Here is a 17,197-nt window from a genome sequence, read left to right on the forward strand (position 1 = left end):
CTCAGTACCCGGAGGAAAAGACATCAACCGAGATTCCGTTAGTAGTGGCGAGCGAACGCGGACCAGGCCAGTGCCGACTTCTTAATTAGCAGAACCTTCTGGAAAGTTGGGCCATAGCGGGTGACAGCCCCGTATGCGAAAATGAAGATGTCGGACTTGAGTAGGGCGGAGCACGTGAAACTCTGTCTGAACATGGGGGGACCACCCTCCAAGCCTAAATACTCGTACATGACCGATAGCGAACCAGTACCGTGAGGGAAAGGTGAAAAGCACCCCGATGAGGGGAGTGAAACAGTACCTGAAACCGGATGCCTACAAGCAGTGGGAGGGTCCTTGAGACCTGACCGCGTACCTCTTGCATAATGGGTCTGTGACTTAGTGTATCGAGCAAGCTTAAGCCGTTAGGTGTAGGCGCAGCGAAAGCGAGTCTGAACAGGGCGACAGAGTTCGATGCATTAGACCCGAAACCCGGCGATCTATGCATGACCAGGTTGAAGGTGCGGTAACACGCACTGGAGGACCGAACCGTTTAATGTTGAAAAATTATCGGATGAGTTGTGCTTAGGGGTGAAAGGCCAATCAAGCCGGGAAATAGCTGGTTCTCCGCGAAATCTATTGAGGTAGAGCGTCGGATGATTGCCGTTGGGGGTAGAGCACTGGATGGATGCGGGGGTCGCGAGATCTACCAATTCTAACCAAACTCCGAATACCAACGAGTCTAGTCCGGCAGACAGACGGCGGGTGCTAAGGTCCGTCGTCAAAAGGGAAACAGCCCTAACCTACAGCTAAGGTCCCCAAGTCACGTCTAAGTGGGAAAGCATGTGGGATTTCCAAAACAACCAGGAGGTTGGCTTAGAAGCAGCCATCCTTTAAAGAAAGCGTAACAGCTCACTGGTCTAAATAAGAGATCCTGCGGCGAAGATGTAACGGGGCTCAAGACGTGCACCGAAGCTTAGGGTTCAGTCTTTGACTGAGCGGTAGCGGAGCGTTCCGTAGGCCGTTGAAGCGGGAGGGTAACCGACCGTGGAGGTATCGGAAGTGCGAATGCAGACATGAGTAGCGATTAACAGTGTGAGATGCACTGTCGCCGAAATTCCAAGGGTTCCTGCTTAAAGCTAATCTGAGCAGGGTAAGCCGGCCCCTAAGACGAGCCCGAAGGGGGTAGTCGATGGGAACCACGTTAATATTCGTGGGCCTGGTGGTGTGTGACGGATGGCGTAACTTGTTCGGCCTTATTGGATTGGTCCGGGCAGGGAAGTTGTCCCAGGAAATAGCCCCACCGTATAGACCGTACCCTAAACCGACACAGGTGGAATGGTAGAGTATACCAAGGCGTTTGAGAGAAGTATCCTGAAGGAACTCGGCAAATTGCCTCCGTACCTTCGGAAGAAGGAGGCCCCATCTTAAGGCAACTTTTGATGGGGGGCACAGGCCAGGGGGTAGCGACTGTTTAGCAAAAACACAGGGCTCTGCTAAGTCGGCTTCAAGACGACGTATAGGGCCTGACGCCTGCCCGGTGCCTGAAGGTTAAGAGGAGGAGTGCAAGCTCTGAATTGAAGCCCAGGTAAACGGCGGCCGTAACTATAACGGTCCTAAGGTAGCGAAATTCCTTGTCGGGTAAGTTCCGACCTGCACGAATGGCGTAACGACTTCCCCACTGTCTCCAGGATATGCTCAGCGAAATTGAATTCTCCGTGAAGATGCGGAGTACCCGCGGTTAGACGGAAAGACCCCGTGCACCTTTACTGCAGCTTCAGAGTGGCATTAGGAAAGAACTGTGTAGCATAGGTGGGAGGCTTTGAAGCGTGGGCGCCAGCCCGCGTGGAGCCATAGGTGAAATACCACCCTGTTGTTTTCTGATGTCTAACCTCGCACCGTTATCCGGTGCAGGGACCCTCTGTGGCGGGTAGTTTGACTGGGGCGGTCGCCTCCTAAAGAGTAACGGAGGCGCGCGATGGTGGGCTCAGGCCGGTTGGAAACCGGCTGTTAGAGTGCAATGGCATAAGCCCGCCTGACTGCGAGACTGACAAGTCGAGCAGAGACGAAAGTCGGTCATAGTGATCCGGTGGTCCCTCGTGGAAGGGCCATCGCTCAACGGATAAAAGGTACGCCGGGGATAACAGGCTGATGATTCCCAAGAGCTCATATCGACGGAATCGTTTGGCACCTCGATGTCGGCTCATCACATCCTGGGGCTGGAGCAGGTCCCAAGGGTTTGGCTGTTCGCCAATTAAAGTGGTACGTGAGCTGGGTTCAGAACGTCGCGAGACAGTTTGGTCCCTATCTGCCGTGGGCGTCGAAATTTGAGAGGAGTTGACCCTAGTACGAGAGGACCGGGTTGAACATGCCTCTGGTGTACCTGTCGTCGTGCCAACGGCGCAGCAGGGTAGCTATGCATGGACGGGATAACCGCTGAAAGCATCTAAGCGGGAAGCCTCCCTCAAGATAAGATTTCTTCGAGCGGTCGTAGACCACGACCTTGATAGGCCGGATGTGGAAGCGTGGTAACATGTGAAGCTAACCGGTCCTAATTGCTCTGATCGCGCCTGAGAGTCCCACCATCAATGACAGCGCTGGAAACCCCAGCCGTCAGCGGTCGGTGACAAGACACAGCCAGAATTTGCACGGATATCGATTATACCCCGAAGCGCCAGCTCCATTGCTTGGTGACCATAGCGTCAGTGACCCACCCGATCCCATCCCGAACTCGGCCGTGAAACCTGACTGCGCCGATGGTACTGTGGCTCAAGCCCCGGAAGAGTAGGGCGTCGCCAGGCATTGCAGCTCGCGCTTCGGAACAAAAAACCCATTCATACCCTCCCGGGCACAGCACCGGCCAAAGGCCGCAAGGCCAAATGGCCGCCCGGACCCGGACACGCCATCCGGGGAGGATCGCCAGGACCGCCCATGCGGCCCCAGGCGCCTGAGGCACAACAAGATCGTCGCGGGATGGAGCAGCCCGGTAGCTCGTCAGGCTCATAACCTGAAGGTCGCAGGTTCAAATCCTGCTCCCGCAACCATTTTTAGCCCTAAAAGCCAAACAAAATCAACGAGTTGATCCGTTGGCGCCGTGCCCGGAAAAAGCTCCCGATCTGGCGCCTCAACAAAATCAATGACTGATACCAAGCTTCCGTGATGCTGACTCACGGAGGGGATTCCCAAAGTGATGAATTTCTGAATCTATGGCTGCTGGTTGGAGGGCATTGCCATGGGTGCAGCGATTGGATTGCGGGACGACTTTGACGCGGCGGGCTTGAGGCGACTGGCGCGGACGACGAAGAGCGCAAATCAGGGGCGCCGGCTCCTGGCTTTGGCGGAAATATATGATGGCAGGAGCCGCAGCGATGCGGCGCGGATCGGCGGAGTGACGCTGCAGATCGTGCGGGACTGGGTCGTGCGGTTCAATGCCCGAGGTCCAGATGGGCTCTTCGACGGCAAGGCGCCGGGTAAACCCTCCTTGTTGAATGAAGCCCAGCGCCAGGCTCTTGCGGAGATTGTTGAGAGCGGCCCGATCCCGGCGATCCATGGGGTTGTGCGCTGGCGGCTGATTGATCTGGCGCGTTGGCTTCATGACGAATTTGGGGTGTCTCTGACGGAAACGACCGTAGGGCGAGAGTTGAAAAAGCTGGGCTATGTCAAATTGACGGCACGCCCACGTCGGCAATATCGATGTGGAAGAAGCCGATCGGATAGCGTTTGAAGCGTTGTCGCTTTGGCTTGTCACCTTCGATGTCGGGCAGGCGAGAGATGCCGTGTCGCTGCAGGCACCGATGCAGCGCCGATCGTGTCAGGTGCGGGATCGATGGTTGCAGGGCATAAAGACAGTCATCGAGCGGCAGCAACGTGTGTCGACGGAACGCCACAACCATTGCCTCCTCGGCCTCGGACAGGGTGGTGGAATGAGGGGCCTTCGGCCCGGTCTTCAAATCCTCGACCGTCGCCCGCTTGCGCCACTTCGCCACCGTCTTCGGGTTGATCCCCAAATCCCGGCTCAGCGTCGCGAGCGAAGCTTGCGATCGCTGTATTGCTGCTCGGACGGCGTGCGTGGTCGTGGCGCTCCCGTGACGTACCTGTCCCATAAGGCTTCCTTCCATTCCAACGAAAGGATCGCACCATCAAACCGTGGGATCAAACAACTAGGGCGCCCTCCCGTAGGGGTCACCAAAATCCTCTCCCGGAGGGTTCCAGCCGTAAGGACATTTCGGCAAAATTTCGCGGCATGGGGCAGTGCAACCGGCGGAAAGCCGCCGATCTGCCGGCGCGGCTTGCCATCGACGCCCATTGCAATCAGCCCGTAAGAAAGAGCGCCGGGCGCGCGCGATAAACCAAAAGATCATAGTTTGGATGTATTTCCATGCGGATAACCGCCTGGGTGGGCTGATTCAATCGCGGCCCCCGGATTGTCGTGTGGGAGATTTGGTGTGTGGCCGGAAGTTCGTTGGCGTATCAAGCGCGGGATATATAATCATCTCTGCGGGGCCATCTTCCAGACGGCGCCTGTCCGCCCGCGCCATGACGGGGTGATCATATTCTCGATGGTGGGCACCTCCGTGATGACCTCCTATCTGATCGCGGCCAAATCGCTGCATCACCATTTGCGGCGCGGGCGCATGGTCGTGATGGACGACGGCACGTTGACCGAACAGGACCGCGCGCTGCTGCGCCACCATCTGGGCGATCCGCAGATCCTCTCGCTGGCGGACGTGGATGTCGGGCCCTGTCCGCGCGGCGGAACCTGGGAACGGCTGCTGACGATATTGGATATCGCGGCGGACGATTATGTGATCCAGCTCGATTCCGATACGGTGACGATCGGCCCGGTGCCCCATATCGAGGAAGCGATCGACGCCAATCGATGCTTTACCCTGCTCGGCGCGGAAACCCCGGCCCGGACGATCATGGACGTCCATGAATTCCAGGCCTGCTCTTTTCCGGACGGCGAACCGACGGCCGAGGATCGCGAAGGGCATATCCAGGGCGCGACGGAGTCCGTCCTGACCCGCCTTGCCATCGAGGGGCTGGACCGGCCGCGCTATGTCCGGGGCTGTTCGGGTTTCGCCGGCTTCGCGCGCGGCAGCAACCGCCGGCTCGCCATGTCCTTTTCGCAGGCGGCGGGCGCCATTCTCGGCGCCGACCGATGGAAGGAATGGGGCACCGAGCAGATCACGTCCAATTTCGTCATAGCGAACAGCGACGATGCCGTGGTCCTGCCCCCTTCATCCTATGAAAATTATTGGGGGACGCCTTCTTCCGACGATGTCCGCTTTCTGCATTTCATCGGCACCTACAGATGGCATGCATGGGAATATCAGCGCCGCTCGCTCGCCGCGATCAAGGCCCTGGACAGGGCCGCCGGCGAGGAGGCCAGGGCGGCATAAGGGGTCAGGTCGCGGACGCGGCCTCGATCGGGCGGCCGCGCACCATGGCCAGCAGTTCCACGAGCAGCGGGCGGTAACCGATGGCAAGGGCCGTCCCATAGGCGGCGATCCCCATCGCGACCAGCACCGCCAGGCGCGCCGCGACAGGCATGGCGGGCAGCGTCAGGCCCAGCGCCAGCACGAGAGCCGCCATCGGGATAGAGGCGCATAGGGATGGCAGGATCGCGTGCAGCAGGTCCGCGATCCGCAATCCCATGGCCCGCCCGGCGATGCGGATCGTCGCCATCGTGAGCAAGGCGATGCCCCCCGCCCAGGCGCAGGCGAGGCCGGTCGTCCCGAACTGCGCGCCGATGAGGAAAGCCGGCGGCATGATCGTCGCCCCCACGGCGGCGATGCGCATCGTCAGGCGCGGCAGTCCGATGGCGTTGAGGGCGGGGCTGAACAGCACCTGCAAGGCGTAGAGCGGCATCGATGCCGCCAGGATCGACACCAGCGGGGCCATTTCCAGCCACTTCCGCCCGAACAGCAACTCGACCAGGGGCGATGCCACCACGGCCATGCCCAGATAAAGCGGGCAGGCGATGAGCAGGATGAGCCTGACGGCCTTGCAGAAGGACCGTGCCAGCAGCGCCTTGTCCGCCTGCATCCGCGCATAGGCGGGAAAGGCCACGTCGTTGAGCGGCGGAATGAAGCGGGCCACGAAAATCTGGGTCAGGAACAGGGCTTCGGCATAGAGGCCCAGGTCGTGCGCCGACAGAAGGCGGCCTCCGATCAATATGTCGGTCTGGCTCTGCACCATGATGAGCAGTTGCGATCCGAGCAGCGAGGCGCCGAACGCGATCATGCTTCCCGTCCCCCGGAAATCGAAGGAAGGGATGACGAAGAAGCGGGTGGCGACCATATTGCCGACGCCCTTCACCCAGAAGCCGACGAGGGGCGCGACGACCAGCGTCCATATCCCCCATCCCGACAGCGCGCCTGCCAGCGCCGTGATCGCGGAGATCATGGCCGTCAGGATATTGACGAAGGCCGACCGCTTGAAATCGAGGCTTCGGCCGATCAGGACTTCGGGCAGCGCGATGAAGGGGGTGGCCAGATAGATGAGCGCCTGCACCCGCAACAGGTTCGCCACCATGGGCTGCCCGTAATAGTCGGCGGCATAGCCCGCCAGCGCGAACTGGGCGACGGCCAGGCCGGCGTTGAGCACCAGCATCAGCCCGAAAGCCTGCCGAAGGCGTTGGTTGTCCAGCGTCGGCGACTGCACCAGCGCGCTGACAAGGCCATAGCCGTTCATGAAACTCATGAAGTTCATGAAAACCGCGGTCATCGCGAACAGCCCGTAATCGGCCGGTTCGAGCAGGCGGATGACGATGAGCGTGCTGGCCCAGGAAACGATCTGGCTGGCGATCTGGCTACCCGATCGCCAGACGATCGCGCGCCTTATCCGGGTTCCGAAATGCTTGTCCTGCGCGTCGGCGTCGCTGAAATGCGGCATCCCCTTATGTCCCTCAGAGCGGCAGGGCGCAGGGTGGCGCGGCGACGGCCAGAGGAATGGACGGAGCCCGATGAAGCGAAGAGCACGGAAACGGCATGCCCCCCTCTAGCCGACAAAAATGAGACATTGGTTAATAGCCGCGCTCGCCCCCGGCGGACCGGCCGGGGCGATCCCCGAGGCAAGGATTGGTAAAGACATTTGCCATAGGAGGAACCGTCATTTGTGGACCGGCCGATGGCGGCGATATTCTGGAAAGCGAACCGGCATCGATGGACCCGACCCCTTCCGATCTGCGAAAAGCACCGCTGTTCGGCCTGTTGATCGCGGCCGCCGCGCTTCCCGTGCTGCTTTCCACGGTGCCGGGGCTGGCCGATCTGCCCAACCATGTCGCGCGGCATCACATCTTCCATCATTTCGGGGAGGGCGGGCCGCTCGACCGTTTCTTCGACGTGCAATGGCGCTGGATCGGCAATCTGGGCGTGGACCTGCCCGTCATGGGATTGATGCGATGGCTGGACGCGGAAACGGCGACCCGGCTGGTGGTCGCCTGCATCGCGCCGCTGACGGTGGCCGCCATGCTGCTGCTGTCGCATGTCGCCCATGGCCGGGTGAGCGCGAGCGCCATGCTGGCCCTGCCGTTCGCCTTTCATCAGGCCTATCTCTATGGTTTCGTGAACTATTGCCTGGGCGTGGCGCTGGCGATGCTGGTGCTGGCGGCCTTTCTCCGCCGTCCGCCGCGCACGGGGATGGCCTGCCTGCTGTTCGCCGCCGCATCCATTCTGGTGTGGACGGCCCATCTGGGCGGATGGTTCATACTGGTCGTCGCCGCGGGGTGCGCGGAACTGACCGCCATCCGTTCCTGGCGCGGCGTCGCCGCGAGCGTCCCCAAACTGCTGCCGCTCGCCGCGCCGGTCATTCCACTGCTCCTGTGGCGCGGCGCGTCTTTCGGGCCGCCATTCGCCTATGTCGAGGACGGCCTGCTGTGGGCGAAGGTCATGAACTTCGTGACGGTCCTCAAGGGATGGTCCCGCTATCCGGACCTGATCATGACCGGATCGATCGGGCTGCTCGCGCTGCTGGCCATCTGCTGGGCTGGCGGACGCCGCTTCGATCCGCGTCTGCTGGCCGCCGGCGTGGCGCTTTGCTTGGGGACCGTCATCATGCCGACCACGGTTCTGGGGAGCTGGGGCGCGGATTTCCGGCTGGCGCCGGTCGCCGGCATGTTCCTGCTCCTGTCCATTGGGCCCGCCGCCGATCCGAAGCGGGAAAGGATGCTGTTCATCGCGGGGGCGCTGATATTCGCGGTCCGCGTCGCCGGCATCGCCCTGAGCTGGAATCGCGCCAGTGCGATTCTGGAGCAGCGCCTGATCTTTTTGGACGACGTGCCGCGCGGGAGCCGCATGGGGTTCCTCGCCGTCCGTTCCGATTGCCGGCATCCCTGGGCGCTCACGCCCGATCACAAGGTTCCCGGCCTTGCTATCGCGCGCAGGGACGCTTTCACCAACACCATGTTCAAGGTGGAAGGGGCCGATCTGATGACCATCCGCGATCCCCGCGATCGCGCGCGGTGGTTCGATCTGTCGGAAAATGTGGAGGCGCTATGCCCTGCCGGAAAGGTCGACCGGACGGCATTGGCCGCGCGGCTCGGGGAAATGGCGCGGGATCGCTTCGACCGCATCTGGCTTTGGGGCGCCTCTCCCCGCGACTTCACGGTGCCCGCCGGTTATGAGATCCGCCGGATCCGGGGCGAGGATGTGCTGCTCGGCCGGACGGGGGTTTAGTCGATGCGCCGCCGGGGCGATGTCAGGGCGCGGACACCGGGCCATGAAGAGCCGCCGCGAAGATGCAGGCCATGGCGGCGCCGACCAGGATGCTGCGCCGGTCCCTGATCGCGAAGGCGACCGGATCGCCCTCGACCTCGCCGCGCCGCGCCATCATCCAGATGCGGTTCATCCAGTAGATGAGCGGCAGGCACAGCAGCCACAGCAGTTCGGGGACGGCGTAATGCGCGGCGGTCGCCGGGTCATGGGCGAAGAGCGCCAGCACCAGCACGGCGACCATGCCCGCTGAAATGCCCGACATCATCACCACATCGAGGTCGCCGCCCACATAGCCGCGCCCACGCAGCAGGCGATGGGGCTCGGTGGCGTCGCGCATCTCGATATAGCGTTTGAGATAGGCGAGGCTCAGGAACAGGAAGACCGAAAACAGGAGCAGCCAGAAGCTCAAGGGCACGCCGATCGCGATGGCGCCGATCCAGATGCGGATCGTGTAGAGCGAGGCGAGGACGATCGCATCGCCGACCATCACCGCCTTCAGCCGGAACGAATAGGCGGTGGTGATCGCCATATAGGCGAGCAGCCAGAAGGCGAGCGAAGGCCCGCCCAGCAGCCAGCCTCCGGCGAGCCCCATGACCGCCAGCGCGAGCGAGGCGGCCAGCGCGGCAGGAATGGAGAGGTCGCCATGGGCGAGGGGCCGTTGCCATTTGGTGCGGTGCGCGCGGTCGGAATCGATATCGAGCAGATCGTTGAGCAGATAGATGGACGAGGCGATCAGCGACATGAGCAGGGCGGCCGCCATGGCGGTCAGCAGCGCGGCCGGCATGGTGAAGCTGCCCGATGTGAAGACGGGAACGAGCACCAGCGCATTCTTGGCCCATTGATGCGGTCGCATCGCCTTGACCAGCGTCCGGATGAGGCCGGGTCGCGGGCCGCCGAGCCGTTCCACGGCCGAGCGCGGGGGGACATGGCCCACCGACCAGCCTTGCCGCGCCTCGCGCCAGAGGCACCGGTCGGCGCGGCTGTCGCCCACATAGTCGAACGGCGCGTCGGGGCCGATGCGCGCGCGGATCGCCGCGAGCTTGGCGCTGCCCTTCAGGTTGACGCGGCCCTGCGTCGCGATGACCGGGCCCGGCAGGTCCAGATGATCGGCGATATGGCGGATATGCCGCCAATGGCTCGCGCTCGCGAGGATGACGGGACGGCCCTGGGCCTTCGCTTCCCCGATCAGGTCCAGCACGTCCTGCCGGTAAGGGAGCCGCGCGGCGTCGATCCGGTCCCGCCGCGCCGCCATCGTCTTGGCGACGGCGCGCCCCGCGATCAGCCATAGCAGGACGGCCATCATCGCGGCGATGCCGGATCGCGCGATCCGCACGAAGCTTTCCAGCGAAATGTCCGCGCGCGTCAGCGTGCCGTCCACGTCCACGAACAGCGGGACCGCTTCGCCGGCGGCGACGGGGCGTTCATGCAGCATGGGGGACGCTCCTTCGCGCCGCGCGTTGCGGGAGCCGGGCGGGGGACTGGTCTTTCATGCGATCCTCTCCTGCGCCAGGCTCGTCAGGCCGATCGGGCGACCAGCACGCAGCCGGCGGCGATGAGCAGCGTGCCGCCGATGCGCGTCGCGCTCAGGCTCTCGCCGAGGCACAGGGCCCCGGCCAGCATCGTCAGGATGAAGCCCATCCCGACGAAGGGATAGGCGAGCGAAAGCGGCGCGCGGCCCAGGACGAACAGCCAGAGCAGCGCGCCCACCCCGTAGAGGCCAAGGCCGACCAGCACCATGGGCGATTGGACAAGGCCGCCCACTTCGCCGCCGACGCCTGCCGTCCGCGCGCTGGCGGCGGCGGTCGTCCCCATCTTGAGCGCCAGCTGCGCCAGCGCCGACAGGCTGACGCTCATGAGGATGAGCAGAAAGAGGCGCAGGGTCACGTGGCAAGCTTCCAGATTATCGGAAGCTTGTCTCTATCCACCGCGCTTCAATATAAGGTTAAGGACGCCGGGCCGGATGCCCGGTTCCTTGTCCCGTTCAGGCCGTGCCCGTCCTGGGCAGCGACGCGCGGCTCGTCGTCAGGAAGGGCGCGACTTCCTCCATCGGCATGGCCCTGGAATAGAGGAAGCCCTGTCCCGTGTCGCAACCCATGGCGACCAGGTGCCTTTCCTGCTCGGCCGTTTCGACGCCTTCGGCGACGACTTCCATGCCCAGGCAATGGCCCAGGTTGATGACCGTCGCGGAAATCGCCTCGGCATCCGGGTCCGATCCGATCCGGGCGACGAAGGAACGGTCGATCTTGAGCAGGTTGACGGGGAACTGGTTCAGGTGGGACAGAGAGGCATAGCCCGTCCCGAAATCGTCGAGCGCGATGCGGATGCCATGGCCGCTCAGCCGTCGCAGCGCGTCCTTCACATCGTCCGCGCTCTGGCTCAGGAAGACGGTTTCCGTCACCTCGATCTGGATGCAGGCGGGCGGAATGGCCCTTGCGTCCAGCCGCCCCGGGATCGTCTCGACGATGCCGCCCCGGCGGAAATCCCCGGCGGTGACGTTGATCGCGACATGGCCGAAGGGGATGTCGGCCCGGACCCAATGCTCCACATCGTCCAGGATCTTCTCCAGCATCCGTTCGCTCAGCGGGGCGCTCAGCACGGGATCGTCGAACGCCGCCATGATGAGGCCGGGCCCTTGCAACGCGCCGTCCCGGTCCCGCCAGCGCAACAGCGCCTCGAATCCCGCCGCCTGCGCCGTGCGGAGCGACATTTTGGGCTGATAATGGGGCATGACGGTTTCGTGCTGAAGGGCATAGCGCGCCGATGCGATCATGGCCTGGTGCCGTTCGACCTCGACCATCATCGCCGCCTCGAAGACGCGGAGCTGCGTCCGGCCCCCGGCCTTCGCGGCATAGAGGGCGATGTCGGCGGCCTTCATGATTTCCGAACGCAGCTTGCCGTCCCGCGGAATGAAGCTCGCGCCGATGCTGGCGCCGCAATCGATCAGGCGGCCGCCATGGGAAAAGGGTTCGCGCAGCCGGTCGAATATCCGCTCCGCCGTGCGCTCGACCTCCGCTTCCGATCCGGTGGCCAGGATCAGCGCGAACTCGTCCCCGCCGGTCCGCGCCACCAGGTCGTCCGCGCCGACCGCCGCGCGCAGGTGATCGGCGAAGGCGCAGAGCAGCGCGTCGCCCGCGTCATGGCCGAACATGTCGTTGATCGACTTGAAATTGTCGACGTCGATGATGAGGAGGGCGCCGGTCATCGCATGGTCCGCGCCGTCGAGCATCGCGTCCAGACGGTCCTGCAACACCGCCCGGTTCGGCAATCCCGTCAGCGCGTCATGCTGCGCCATCCAGATCGCCTGCTCTTCGGATTTCTTCTGGTGGGTGATGTCCCGCGCCACCACGATCAGGCGTCCCGATCCGTCGGAAATCTGCTTGACGATGACGTCGGTCCACCGCTTCTGCCCGCTGGCGTCGAAATGATGGGTCGCCAGATTGGCAGAGCGGCCTGCCTTCGCGTCCTCCAGCGCCTGCCGGCCTATGGTCTGGTCCTCCTCGGGCAGCACGCTCAGCCACGACCGCCCGATCAGCGCGTGCTGATCGGCCTCGACCGTCATGGGCTGGTTGTAGAAGACCACCATATCGGCGGCGTCGAGGATCAGCGTATAGTCCGGGCTGGCCTGGAGGATCGTCCGGTTCAGCGATTCGCTGCGCTCCAGGTCGTTGAGCGCCGTCATCCGCGACACCATCATCCGGTGCAGCGAAAAGGATGCGGAGAAGATCGTCAGGAAGAAGACCGGCAATTGCAGGCTGATGATCGGCATGATCGGCTCGGTGGTCATCAGCCCGGCGGCGGCGCACGGCAGCAGCGCCAGCAAGACCATGATCGCGGCCAGCCGGGGCGTGCCGAAATTGCGCAGGCATATGCCGCACACCATGGCCGCGGCCGACAGGCAGGCGATGGCCGCCAGCACCCAGTCGCTGCTGGTGAGGCAGAGGAAGGCGCCGAAACCCACCGACCCGGCCCATGCGCAGGACAGCAGCGCCGCCAGCAGCCGGGGCGGCGTCCGTCCCGACCGGATCGCCCGCCGTCCATGGACCAGCACGCCCAGCCGAATCGCGCCGAACAGGATCTCGAGCGACAGCCATCCCAGGAACGCGGCCGACGGATGGCGCATCGCCGCGACGGCGGCGACCAGCGTGATGTTCAATATGCCGCCCAGAAAGATCGGAATCGACGCGAACAGGCCGTTCATCAACTGGGACGCGATGGCGTCCGGGACGGCCAGGCGCGACCCCAGAAGCCATATCGTCAATCTGTCGATGGGCGATCGTTGCGAAGGCATTTCAATCCGGTTCATGGCTATTGCTTTGAAAACCCTAGCGGCCATTAGTTAACAATCGCGATAAAAAGTTAACGGCCGTGAAAAAAGCCGGACGCCGATCATGCCCGACCGGCAGGGACGGCGCGCCGCTGGCAGGCGCCTCTACCCGGCTTGTCCCCTTGGCGGAAGGGGGCGTTCTCGTCGGACCGGGGCGAAGCGATGGCGGATGGACAAGAGCGGCGGCGCGGGCTTTAAGGGCAGGCGATGAAGACCATCGTCGACGCCAGCCATGCCCTGGGCGAAGGGCTCGCCGCCATCCGGACCGAATTTCAGGTCGATGCGGCCTTTCCGCCCGAAGTGCTGGCCGCCGCGGAGCAAGCCGCCGCCCGCGCCCCGAACCCCCATGTGGACCGCACCGCCGTGCCCTTCGTCACGCTCGATCCGGCGGCCTCCACCGATCTCGATCAGGCTTTCTGGATCGAACCGGCCGGCCACGACCTGCTGCTCCATTACGCCATCGCCGACGTCGCCTGGTTCGTCGAGGATGGCGGCGCCATCGATGCCGAGGCGTGGCGGCGGGGCGAGACGCTCTATCTGCCCGACGGCAGGGCCGGCCTCTATCCCCCGCTGCTGAGCGAAAAGGCGGCGAGCCTGCTGCCCGACGGCCCCCGTCCCGCCATCATCCTCACCGTCCGCGTCGATCCGGCGGGCGCGGGCCGTCTGGACGGGGCCGAGCGCGCCGTCATCCGCAGCCGCGCCAAGCTCGCCTATGACAGCGTGCGCCCCTCCGACCTGCCGTCCGCCTTCGGGAAACTGGCCCGCCGCGTTCAGGCCGCCGAGGCGCAAAGGGGCGCGGCTCGCGTCGACCCGCCCGAACAGGAAGTCGACGCTCTGCCCGATGGCCGCTTCGCGCTCTCCTTCCGTCCGCGCCTTCGATCCGAAGCCGACAATGCGACCCTGTCGCTCGTCGCGAACCTCGCCGTCGCCGACATGCTTCAGGCGCACGGCACGGGCCTGTTCCGCGTCATGGCGGAGCCGGACGAAAAGGCCGTCCAGCGCCTACGCCTCAGCGCCAAAGCCCTGGGCGTGGCATGGCCCGACGCCCTGCCGCTTCCGGATTTCGAGCGCACCCTGATCCCCGGCGATCCCCGGCAGGCCGCCCTCATGACGGCGATCCGGCGCGCGGGGACCGGCGCATCCTACGCCCCTTGGCGCGCGGGCGAAAAGCCCTGGCATGCCGCGATGGCCGCGACCTACGCCCATGCGACCGCGCCGCTGCGCCGTCTGGCCGACCGCTATGTGCTGCGCGCCGTGCTGGAAATCGCCAGCGGCCGCCCGGTGCCGGATGCCGTCACCCAGGCGTTCGAGGCGCTCCCCGCCGTCATGGACCGCGCCGACGCCCGCGCGGGCCGGATCGAGCGCGCCGTGATCGACCTCGCCGAAACCGTGCTGCTGGGCGGGCGGGAAGGCGATCTGTTCCGCGCCGTCGTCATCGAAGCCGACGAGCGCGGCGCGAAGGTCCAGCTCCGCGACTATCCCGTGATCGCGCGCCTGCCCGGCAACGGCATGACGCCCGGCGTCCTCGTCGACATGCGGCTGGTGGCCGCAGACTCCACCCGCCGCACCCTCACCTTCGAACGCGCCAAGCCGGTGGCGGCATGAGGGGCGCTGTTCCGATGCGATGACCGATTTGTCTGCTGCTTGGTGGTGCACTTCATTCCAGGCACCCATTCCCATTCGCCCTGGGCGCAGTCGAAGGGCCCGCCTGAGCTTGGCGAAGGCTCTGCACCTCACTTCGTCCGGTGGAAGGCTTTGACTTCACTCAATCCGAACGGATGAAGGAACGCCCGCTTCTGGCCAGATGCCGCCCGTCCTCGGCCGCTTCCTGATAACCATAGCCTTCGACCGAGAAGCACCGCCTCCCGTTGCTCATCGGGAAGCTGCGCCAGCACGCGATCCACAAGGCAAGCTCTGTTCGCGCTTCCTGTCCGGCAACGGTGCCGACGTGAAGGCCGGCTTCCTCATCCGCGAAGGTCTGCCGCCGCCGTTTGGCAGCGCGGATTTCAATCCATAATTTGATCGCGCGCGAGCCTGATGCCGCTGAAGGCCCATCTTGCCGCCGGGGGGAAGAAATTGCGGTAAGTCGCGCGGGCATGTCCCGGCGGGGTGGCGAAAGATCCGCCGCGCAGCACCATCTGATTGCTCATGAACTTGCCGTTATACTCGCCGACCGCGCCAACGGGCGGGACGAAGCCTGGATAGGCGACATAGGGCGAGGCCGTCCATTGCCACGCTTCATCATAAAGTTCGCCCAGATCGGCGCGGCAGGCCGCCACCTCCCATTCGGCCTCGGTCGGCAACCGGCATCCCGCCCAGCGCGCATAGGCGTCCGCTTCATAATAGCTGACATGCAGGACCGGTTCGGCGGGATCGATGCCGCGCCGCCCGGCCAGGGAGAAGCGGGTCCATCGGCCCGACGCCTGTTCCCAATAGAGGGGCGCCTGCCAGCCCTGGGTTTCGACGACATTCCACCCGTCCGAAAGCCACAATTCGGGCCGGCGATAGCCGCGGTCCTCGATGAACCGCAGATAGTCACCAGCGGTGACGAGGCCCTCGGCGATGTCGAACGGTTCGAGCCAGACCCGATGGCGCGGCCCCTCATTATCAAAGGCGAAGCCCGCGCCCGCAGTCCCGATCTCATGGAGGCCGCCCGGCATGCGGCGCCATCGGGGCGGAGAGACCGTTCGCGAACGCGGCGGCGCGGACCGATAGGCCGGTTGCAGCGGATTGCAGGAAAGGACATGCTGGATGTCCATCAGGATGAGTTCCTGATGCTGCTGCTCATGCTGGCAGCCCAGTTCGACCAGCGCGGCCCAGCGCGGCTCCGGAAGCTGCTGCATGAGCCGGAGCATCGCGGCGTCGACATGCCGCCGATAGGCATGGACGCGATCGAGCGAAGGCCGGGTGAGGAGGCCCCGCTCCGCGCGCGGATGGCGCGCGCCGATGCCGACATAATAGGAATTGAACAATATGGCGAAGGCGGGATCGAACGGAACATGGTCCGGCAGCAAGGGCTGCAACAGGAATGTCTCGAAGAACCAGCTGCTATGCGCCAGATGCCATTTCGCCGGGCTGACGTCCGGCATGGACTGGACCTGGCAATCCTCGGGGGAAAGCGGGGCGGTCAAGGCTTCGGTCGCGCCGCGGACCGCGCCATAGCGTTCGATCATCCCGGCGGGCGCCGGTCCGCTCCTGGCCGGGGCCGGGTTCATGACCGTTCCCCTTCGCCGGCCGCGGCCCACACATGCAGCCCGAACATGTCGTCGGCATCGCTCCAGAAGGCGATGGGCTCCCAACCCGATGCGCGAGCCAGAAGGCGCGCCTCGGCCAGGCTGTATTTATAGCTGTTCTCGCTATGGATCGTCTCGCCCGGATGCATCGAAAAGCGCCGGCCAGCCGCGCTGAAGCTGACCGCGCGGGTGGCGGCAAGATGCATTTCGACCCGCCCCTGGCCGTCGTTCCAGACGGCGCGATGCTCGAAGGCGTCGACCGGTATCGTCCCGTCCAGTTCCCGGTTGATCCGTTCGAGGAGATTGAGGTTGAACGCCGCCGTCACGCCCGCCGCGTCATCATAGGCCGCTTCGAGCAGGCGCGCGTTCTTCCGGGTGTCGATGCCGATCACCAGCCGCGCCCCTTCGCCCAGCGTCTCCCGGAACGAGCGGAGCAGGTCCACGGCCGCGCGAGGATCGAAATTGCCGATGGTGGAGCCGGGGAAGAAGCCCGTCAGCGGCCGTGGCAGCGCGGGCAGGTCCATCGGCCGGGAGAAGTCGCCCGCCACCGGCACGATGCGAAGCCCCGGATGCGACCGCGCGAGAGCGGCCACCGATTGCGCCAGGAAGTCACCGGAAATGTCCACCGGCACATAAGTGGCGGCCTCCGTCGCCGCGAGCAGCAGCGGCGTCTTGGTCGCGGAGCCCGCGCCGAATTCGATGACCGCGCGTCCCCGCCCCGCCAGCCGCCCGAGATCGCCGGCATGGTGCCGCAGGAGCGCGGTTTCGGTACGCGTGGGATAATATTCGGGGAGCGCGGTAATCTCCTCGAACAGTTCCGAGCCGCGCAGATCGTAGAAATAGCGCGCAGGAATGGACTTGCGCGCCTGGCTCAATCCATCGCGCACGGCGCGGCCAAAATCGCCCAGCGCCTCGGCCGTTGCTTGGGTCATCGCTTTCCTCCCGTC

At 64.5% G+C, this 17,197-nt stretch carries 11 protein-coding genes, 1 tRNA gene, 2 rRNA genes and 1 pseudogene (1 of these 15 only partly in view); 8 read left to right on the plus strand and 7 right to left on the minus strand.

Annotation, left to right across the window (positions count from 1 at the left end; all coding sequences use genetic code 11):
* The 4 genes from SCLO_RS12740 to SCLO_RS12755 all read left to right on the plus strand — a co-directional run.
* Positions 1 to 2,551, plus strand: a 23S ribosomal RNA gene (locus SCLO_RS12740) (it extends 245 nt beyond the left edge of the window).
* 111 nt (positions 2,552 to 2,662) lie between these two features.
* Positions 2,663 to 2,777, plus strand: a 5S ribosomal RNA gene (rrf, locus tag SCLO_RS12745).
* 166 nt (positions 2,778 to 2,943) lie between these two features.
* A tRNA-Met gene (locus tag SCLO_RS12750) sits at positions 2,944 to 3,020 on the plus strand.
* A gap of 188 nt (positions 3,021 to 3,208) precedes the next feature.
* Entirely contained in the window at positions 3,209 to 3,700 is a 492-nt protein-coding gene (locus tag SCLO_RS12755; RefSeq protein ID WP_169925558.1) for a helix-turn-helix domain-containing protein, read from the plus strand.
* On the opposite strand, the pseudogene SCLO_RS12760 reads toward SCLO_RS12755, so the two are convergent.
* A pseudogene (locus SCLO_RS12760) lies at positions 3,654 to 4,079 on the minus strand (IS481 family transposase); the annotation flags it as partial. The gene SCLO_RS12755 and the pseudogene SCLO_RS12760 overlap by 47 nt on opposite strands.
* A gap of 471 nt (positions 4,080 to 4,550) precedes the next feature.
* Here SCLO_RS12760 and SCLO_RS12765 point away from each other — a divergent pair.
* Positions 4,551 to 5,378 (plus strand): hypothetical protein, encoded by an 828-nt coding sequence (locus SCLO_RS12765; protein ID WP_157080338.1) that lies wholly within the window; start codon positions 4,551 to 4,553, stop codon positions 5,376 to 5,378.
* Between the two features lie 4 nt (positions 5,379 to 5,382).
* On the opposite strand, the gene SCLO_RS12770 is transcribed toward SCLO_RS12765, so the two are convergent.
* Positions 5,383 to 6,873, minus strand: a complete 1,491-nt coding sequence (locus SCLO_RS12770; protein ID WP_066521531.1) for a lipopolysaccharide biosynthesis protein — start codon at positions 6,871 to 6,873, stop codon at positions 5,383 to 5,385.
* 269 nt (positions 6,874 to 7,142) lie between these two features.
* Here SCLO_RS12770 and SCLO_RS12775 point away from each other — a divergent pair, with 269 nt between their 5' ends.
* A complete protein-coding gene (locus SCLO_RS12775; protein WP_066521529.1) occupies positions 7,143 to 8,654 on the plus strand; it encodes a hypothetical protein in 1,512 nt (503 codons plus the stop codon).
* 22 nt (positions 8,655 to 8,676) lie between these two features.
* Here the strand turns inward: SCLO_RS12775 and SCLO_RS12780 are convergent, their stop codons facing one another.
* The 3 genes from SCLO_RS12780 to SCLO_RS12790 form a co-directional block, all read right to left on the minus strand.
* Complete coding sequence (locus SCLO_RS12780; RefSeq protein ID WP_066521526.1) at positions 8,677 to 10,125, minus strand: UbiA family prenyltransferase; 1,449 nt, start codon at positions 10,123 to 10,125, stop codon at positions 8,677 to 8,679.
* Positions 10,126 to 10,208: 83 nt separating this feature from the next.
* Positions 10,209 to 10,577, minus strand: a complete 369-nt coding sequence (locus SCLO_RS12785; RefSeq protein ID WP_066521525.1) for a DMT family transporter — start codon at positions 10,575 to 10,577, stop codon at positions 10,209 to 10,211.
* A 97-nt stretch (positions 10,578 to 10,674) separates the two neighbouring features.
* Positions 10,675 to 12,951 (minus strand): putative bifunctional diguanylate cyclase/phosphodiesterase, encoded by a 2,277-nt coding sequence (locus SCLO_RS12790; RefSeq protein ID WP_231923228.1) that lies wholly within the window; start codon positions 12,949 to 12,951, stop codon positions 10,675 to 10,677.
* A 273-nt stretch (positions 12,952 to 13,224) separates the two neighbouring features.
* Here SCLO_RS12790 and SCLO_RS12795 point away from each other — a divergent pair, with 273 nt between their 5' ends.
* The gene (locus tag SCLO_RS12795; protein ID WP_066521523.1) at positions 13,225 to 14,622 is read left to right on the plus strand and encodes an RNB domain-containing ribonuclease; all 1,398 of its coding nucleotides are present in this window, start codon (positions 13,225 to 13,227) and stop codon (positions 14,620 to 14,622) included.
* A 199-nt stretch (positions 14,623 to 14,821) separates the two neighbouring features.
* Complete coding sequence (locus tag SCLO_RS12800) at positions 14,822 to 15,034, plus strand: hypothetical protein (RefSeq protein WP_066521520.1); 213 nt, start codon at positions 14,822 to 14,824, stop codon at positions 15,032 to 15,034.
* Here SCLO_RS12800 and egtB read toward each other — a convergent pair.
* Together egtB and egtD are read right to left on the minus strand one after the other, a co-directional pair.
* Entirely contained in the window at positions 15,024 to 16,232 is a 1,209-nt protein-coding gene (gene egtB, locus SCLO_RS12805) for an ergothioneine biosynthesis protein EgtB (protein ID WP_066521518.1), read from the minus strand. The genes SCLO_RS12800 and egtB overlap by 11 nt on opposite strands.
* Positions 16,229 to 17,182: an L-histidine N(alpha)-methyltransferase gene (egtD, locus tag SCLO_RS12810; RefSeq protein WP_066521516.1), complete on the minus strand. Its 954-nt coding sequence runs from the start codon at positions 17,180 to 17,182 to the stop codon at positions 16,229 to 16,231. Before egtD ends, egtB begins: the two co-directional genes overlap by 4 nt.
* Positions 17,183 to 17,197: the final 15 nt, after the last annotated feature.

This window comes from Sphingobium cloacae, assembly GCF_002355855.1.
GTDB lineage: Bacteria > Pseudomonadota > Alphaproteobacteria > Sphingomonadales > Sphingomonadaceae > Sphingobium > Sphingobium cloacae.

Bases quoted from the DNA above. Each gene is read 5' to 3' on its own strand.
- SCLO_RS12755 (WP_169925558.1), top strand. From the start codon at position 3,209: ATGGGTGCAGCGATTGGATTGCGGGACGACTTTGACGCGGCGGGCTTG.
- SCLO_RS12770 (WP_066521531.1), bottom strand. From the start codon at position 6,873: ATGCCGCATTTCAGCGACGCCGACGCGCAGGACAAGCATTTCGGAACC.
- SCLO_RS12775 (WP_066521529.1), top strand. From the start codon at position 7,143: ATGGACCCGACCCCTTCCGATCTGCGAAAAGCACCGCTGTTCGGCCTG.
- SCLO_RS12780 (WP_066521526.1), bottom strand. From the start codon at position 10,125: ATGCTGCATGAACGCCCCGTCGCCGCCGGCGAAGCGGTCCCGCTGTTC.
- SCLO_RS12795 (WP_066521523.1), top strand. From the start codon at position 13,225: ATGAAGACCATCGTCGACGCCAGCCATGCCCTGGGCGAAGGGCTCGCC.
- SCLO_RS12800 (WP_066521520.1), top strand. From the start codon at position 14,822: ATGCCGCCCGTCCTCGGCCGCTTCCTGATAACCATAGCCTTCGACCGA.
- egtB (WP_066521518.1), bottom strand. From the start codon at position 16,232: ATGAACCCGGCCCCGGCCAGGAGCGGACCGGCGCCCGCCGGGATGATC.
- egtD (WP_066521516.1), bottom strand. From the start codon at position 17,182: ATGACCCAAGCAACGGCCGAGGCGCTGGGCGATTTTGGCCGCGCCGTG.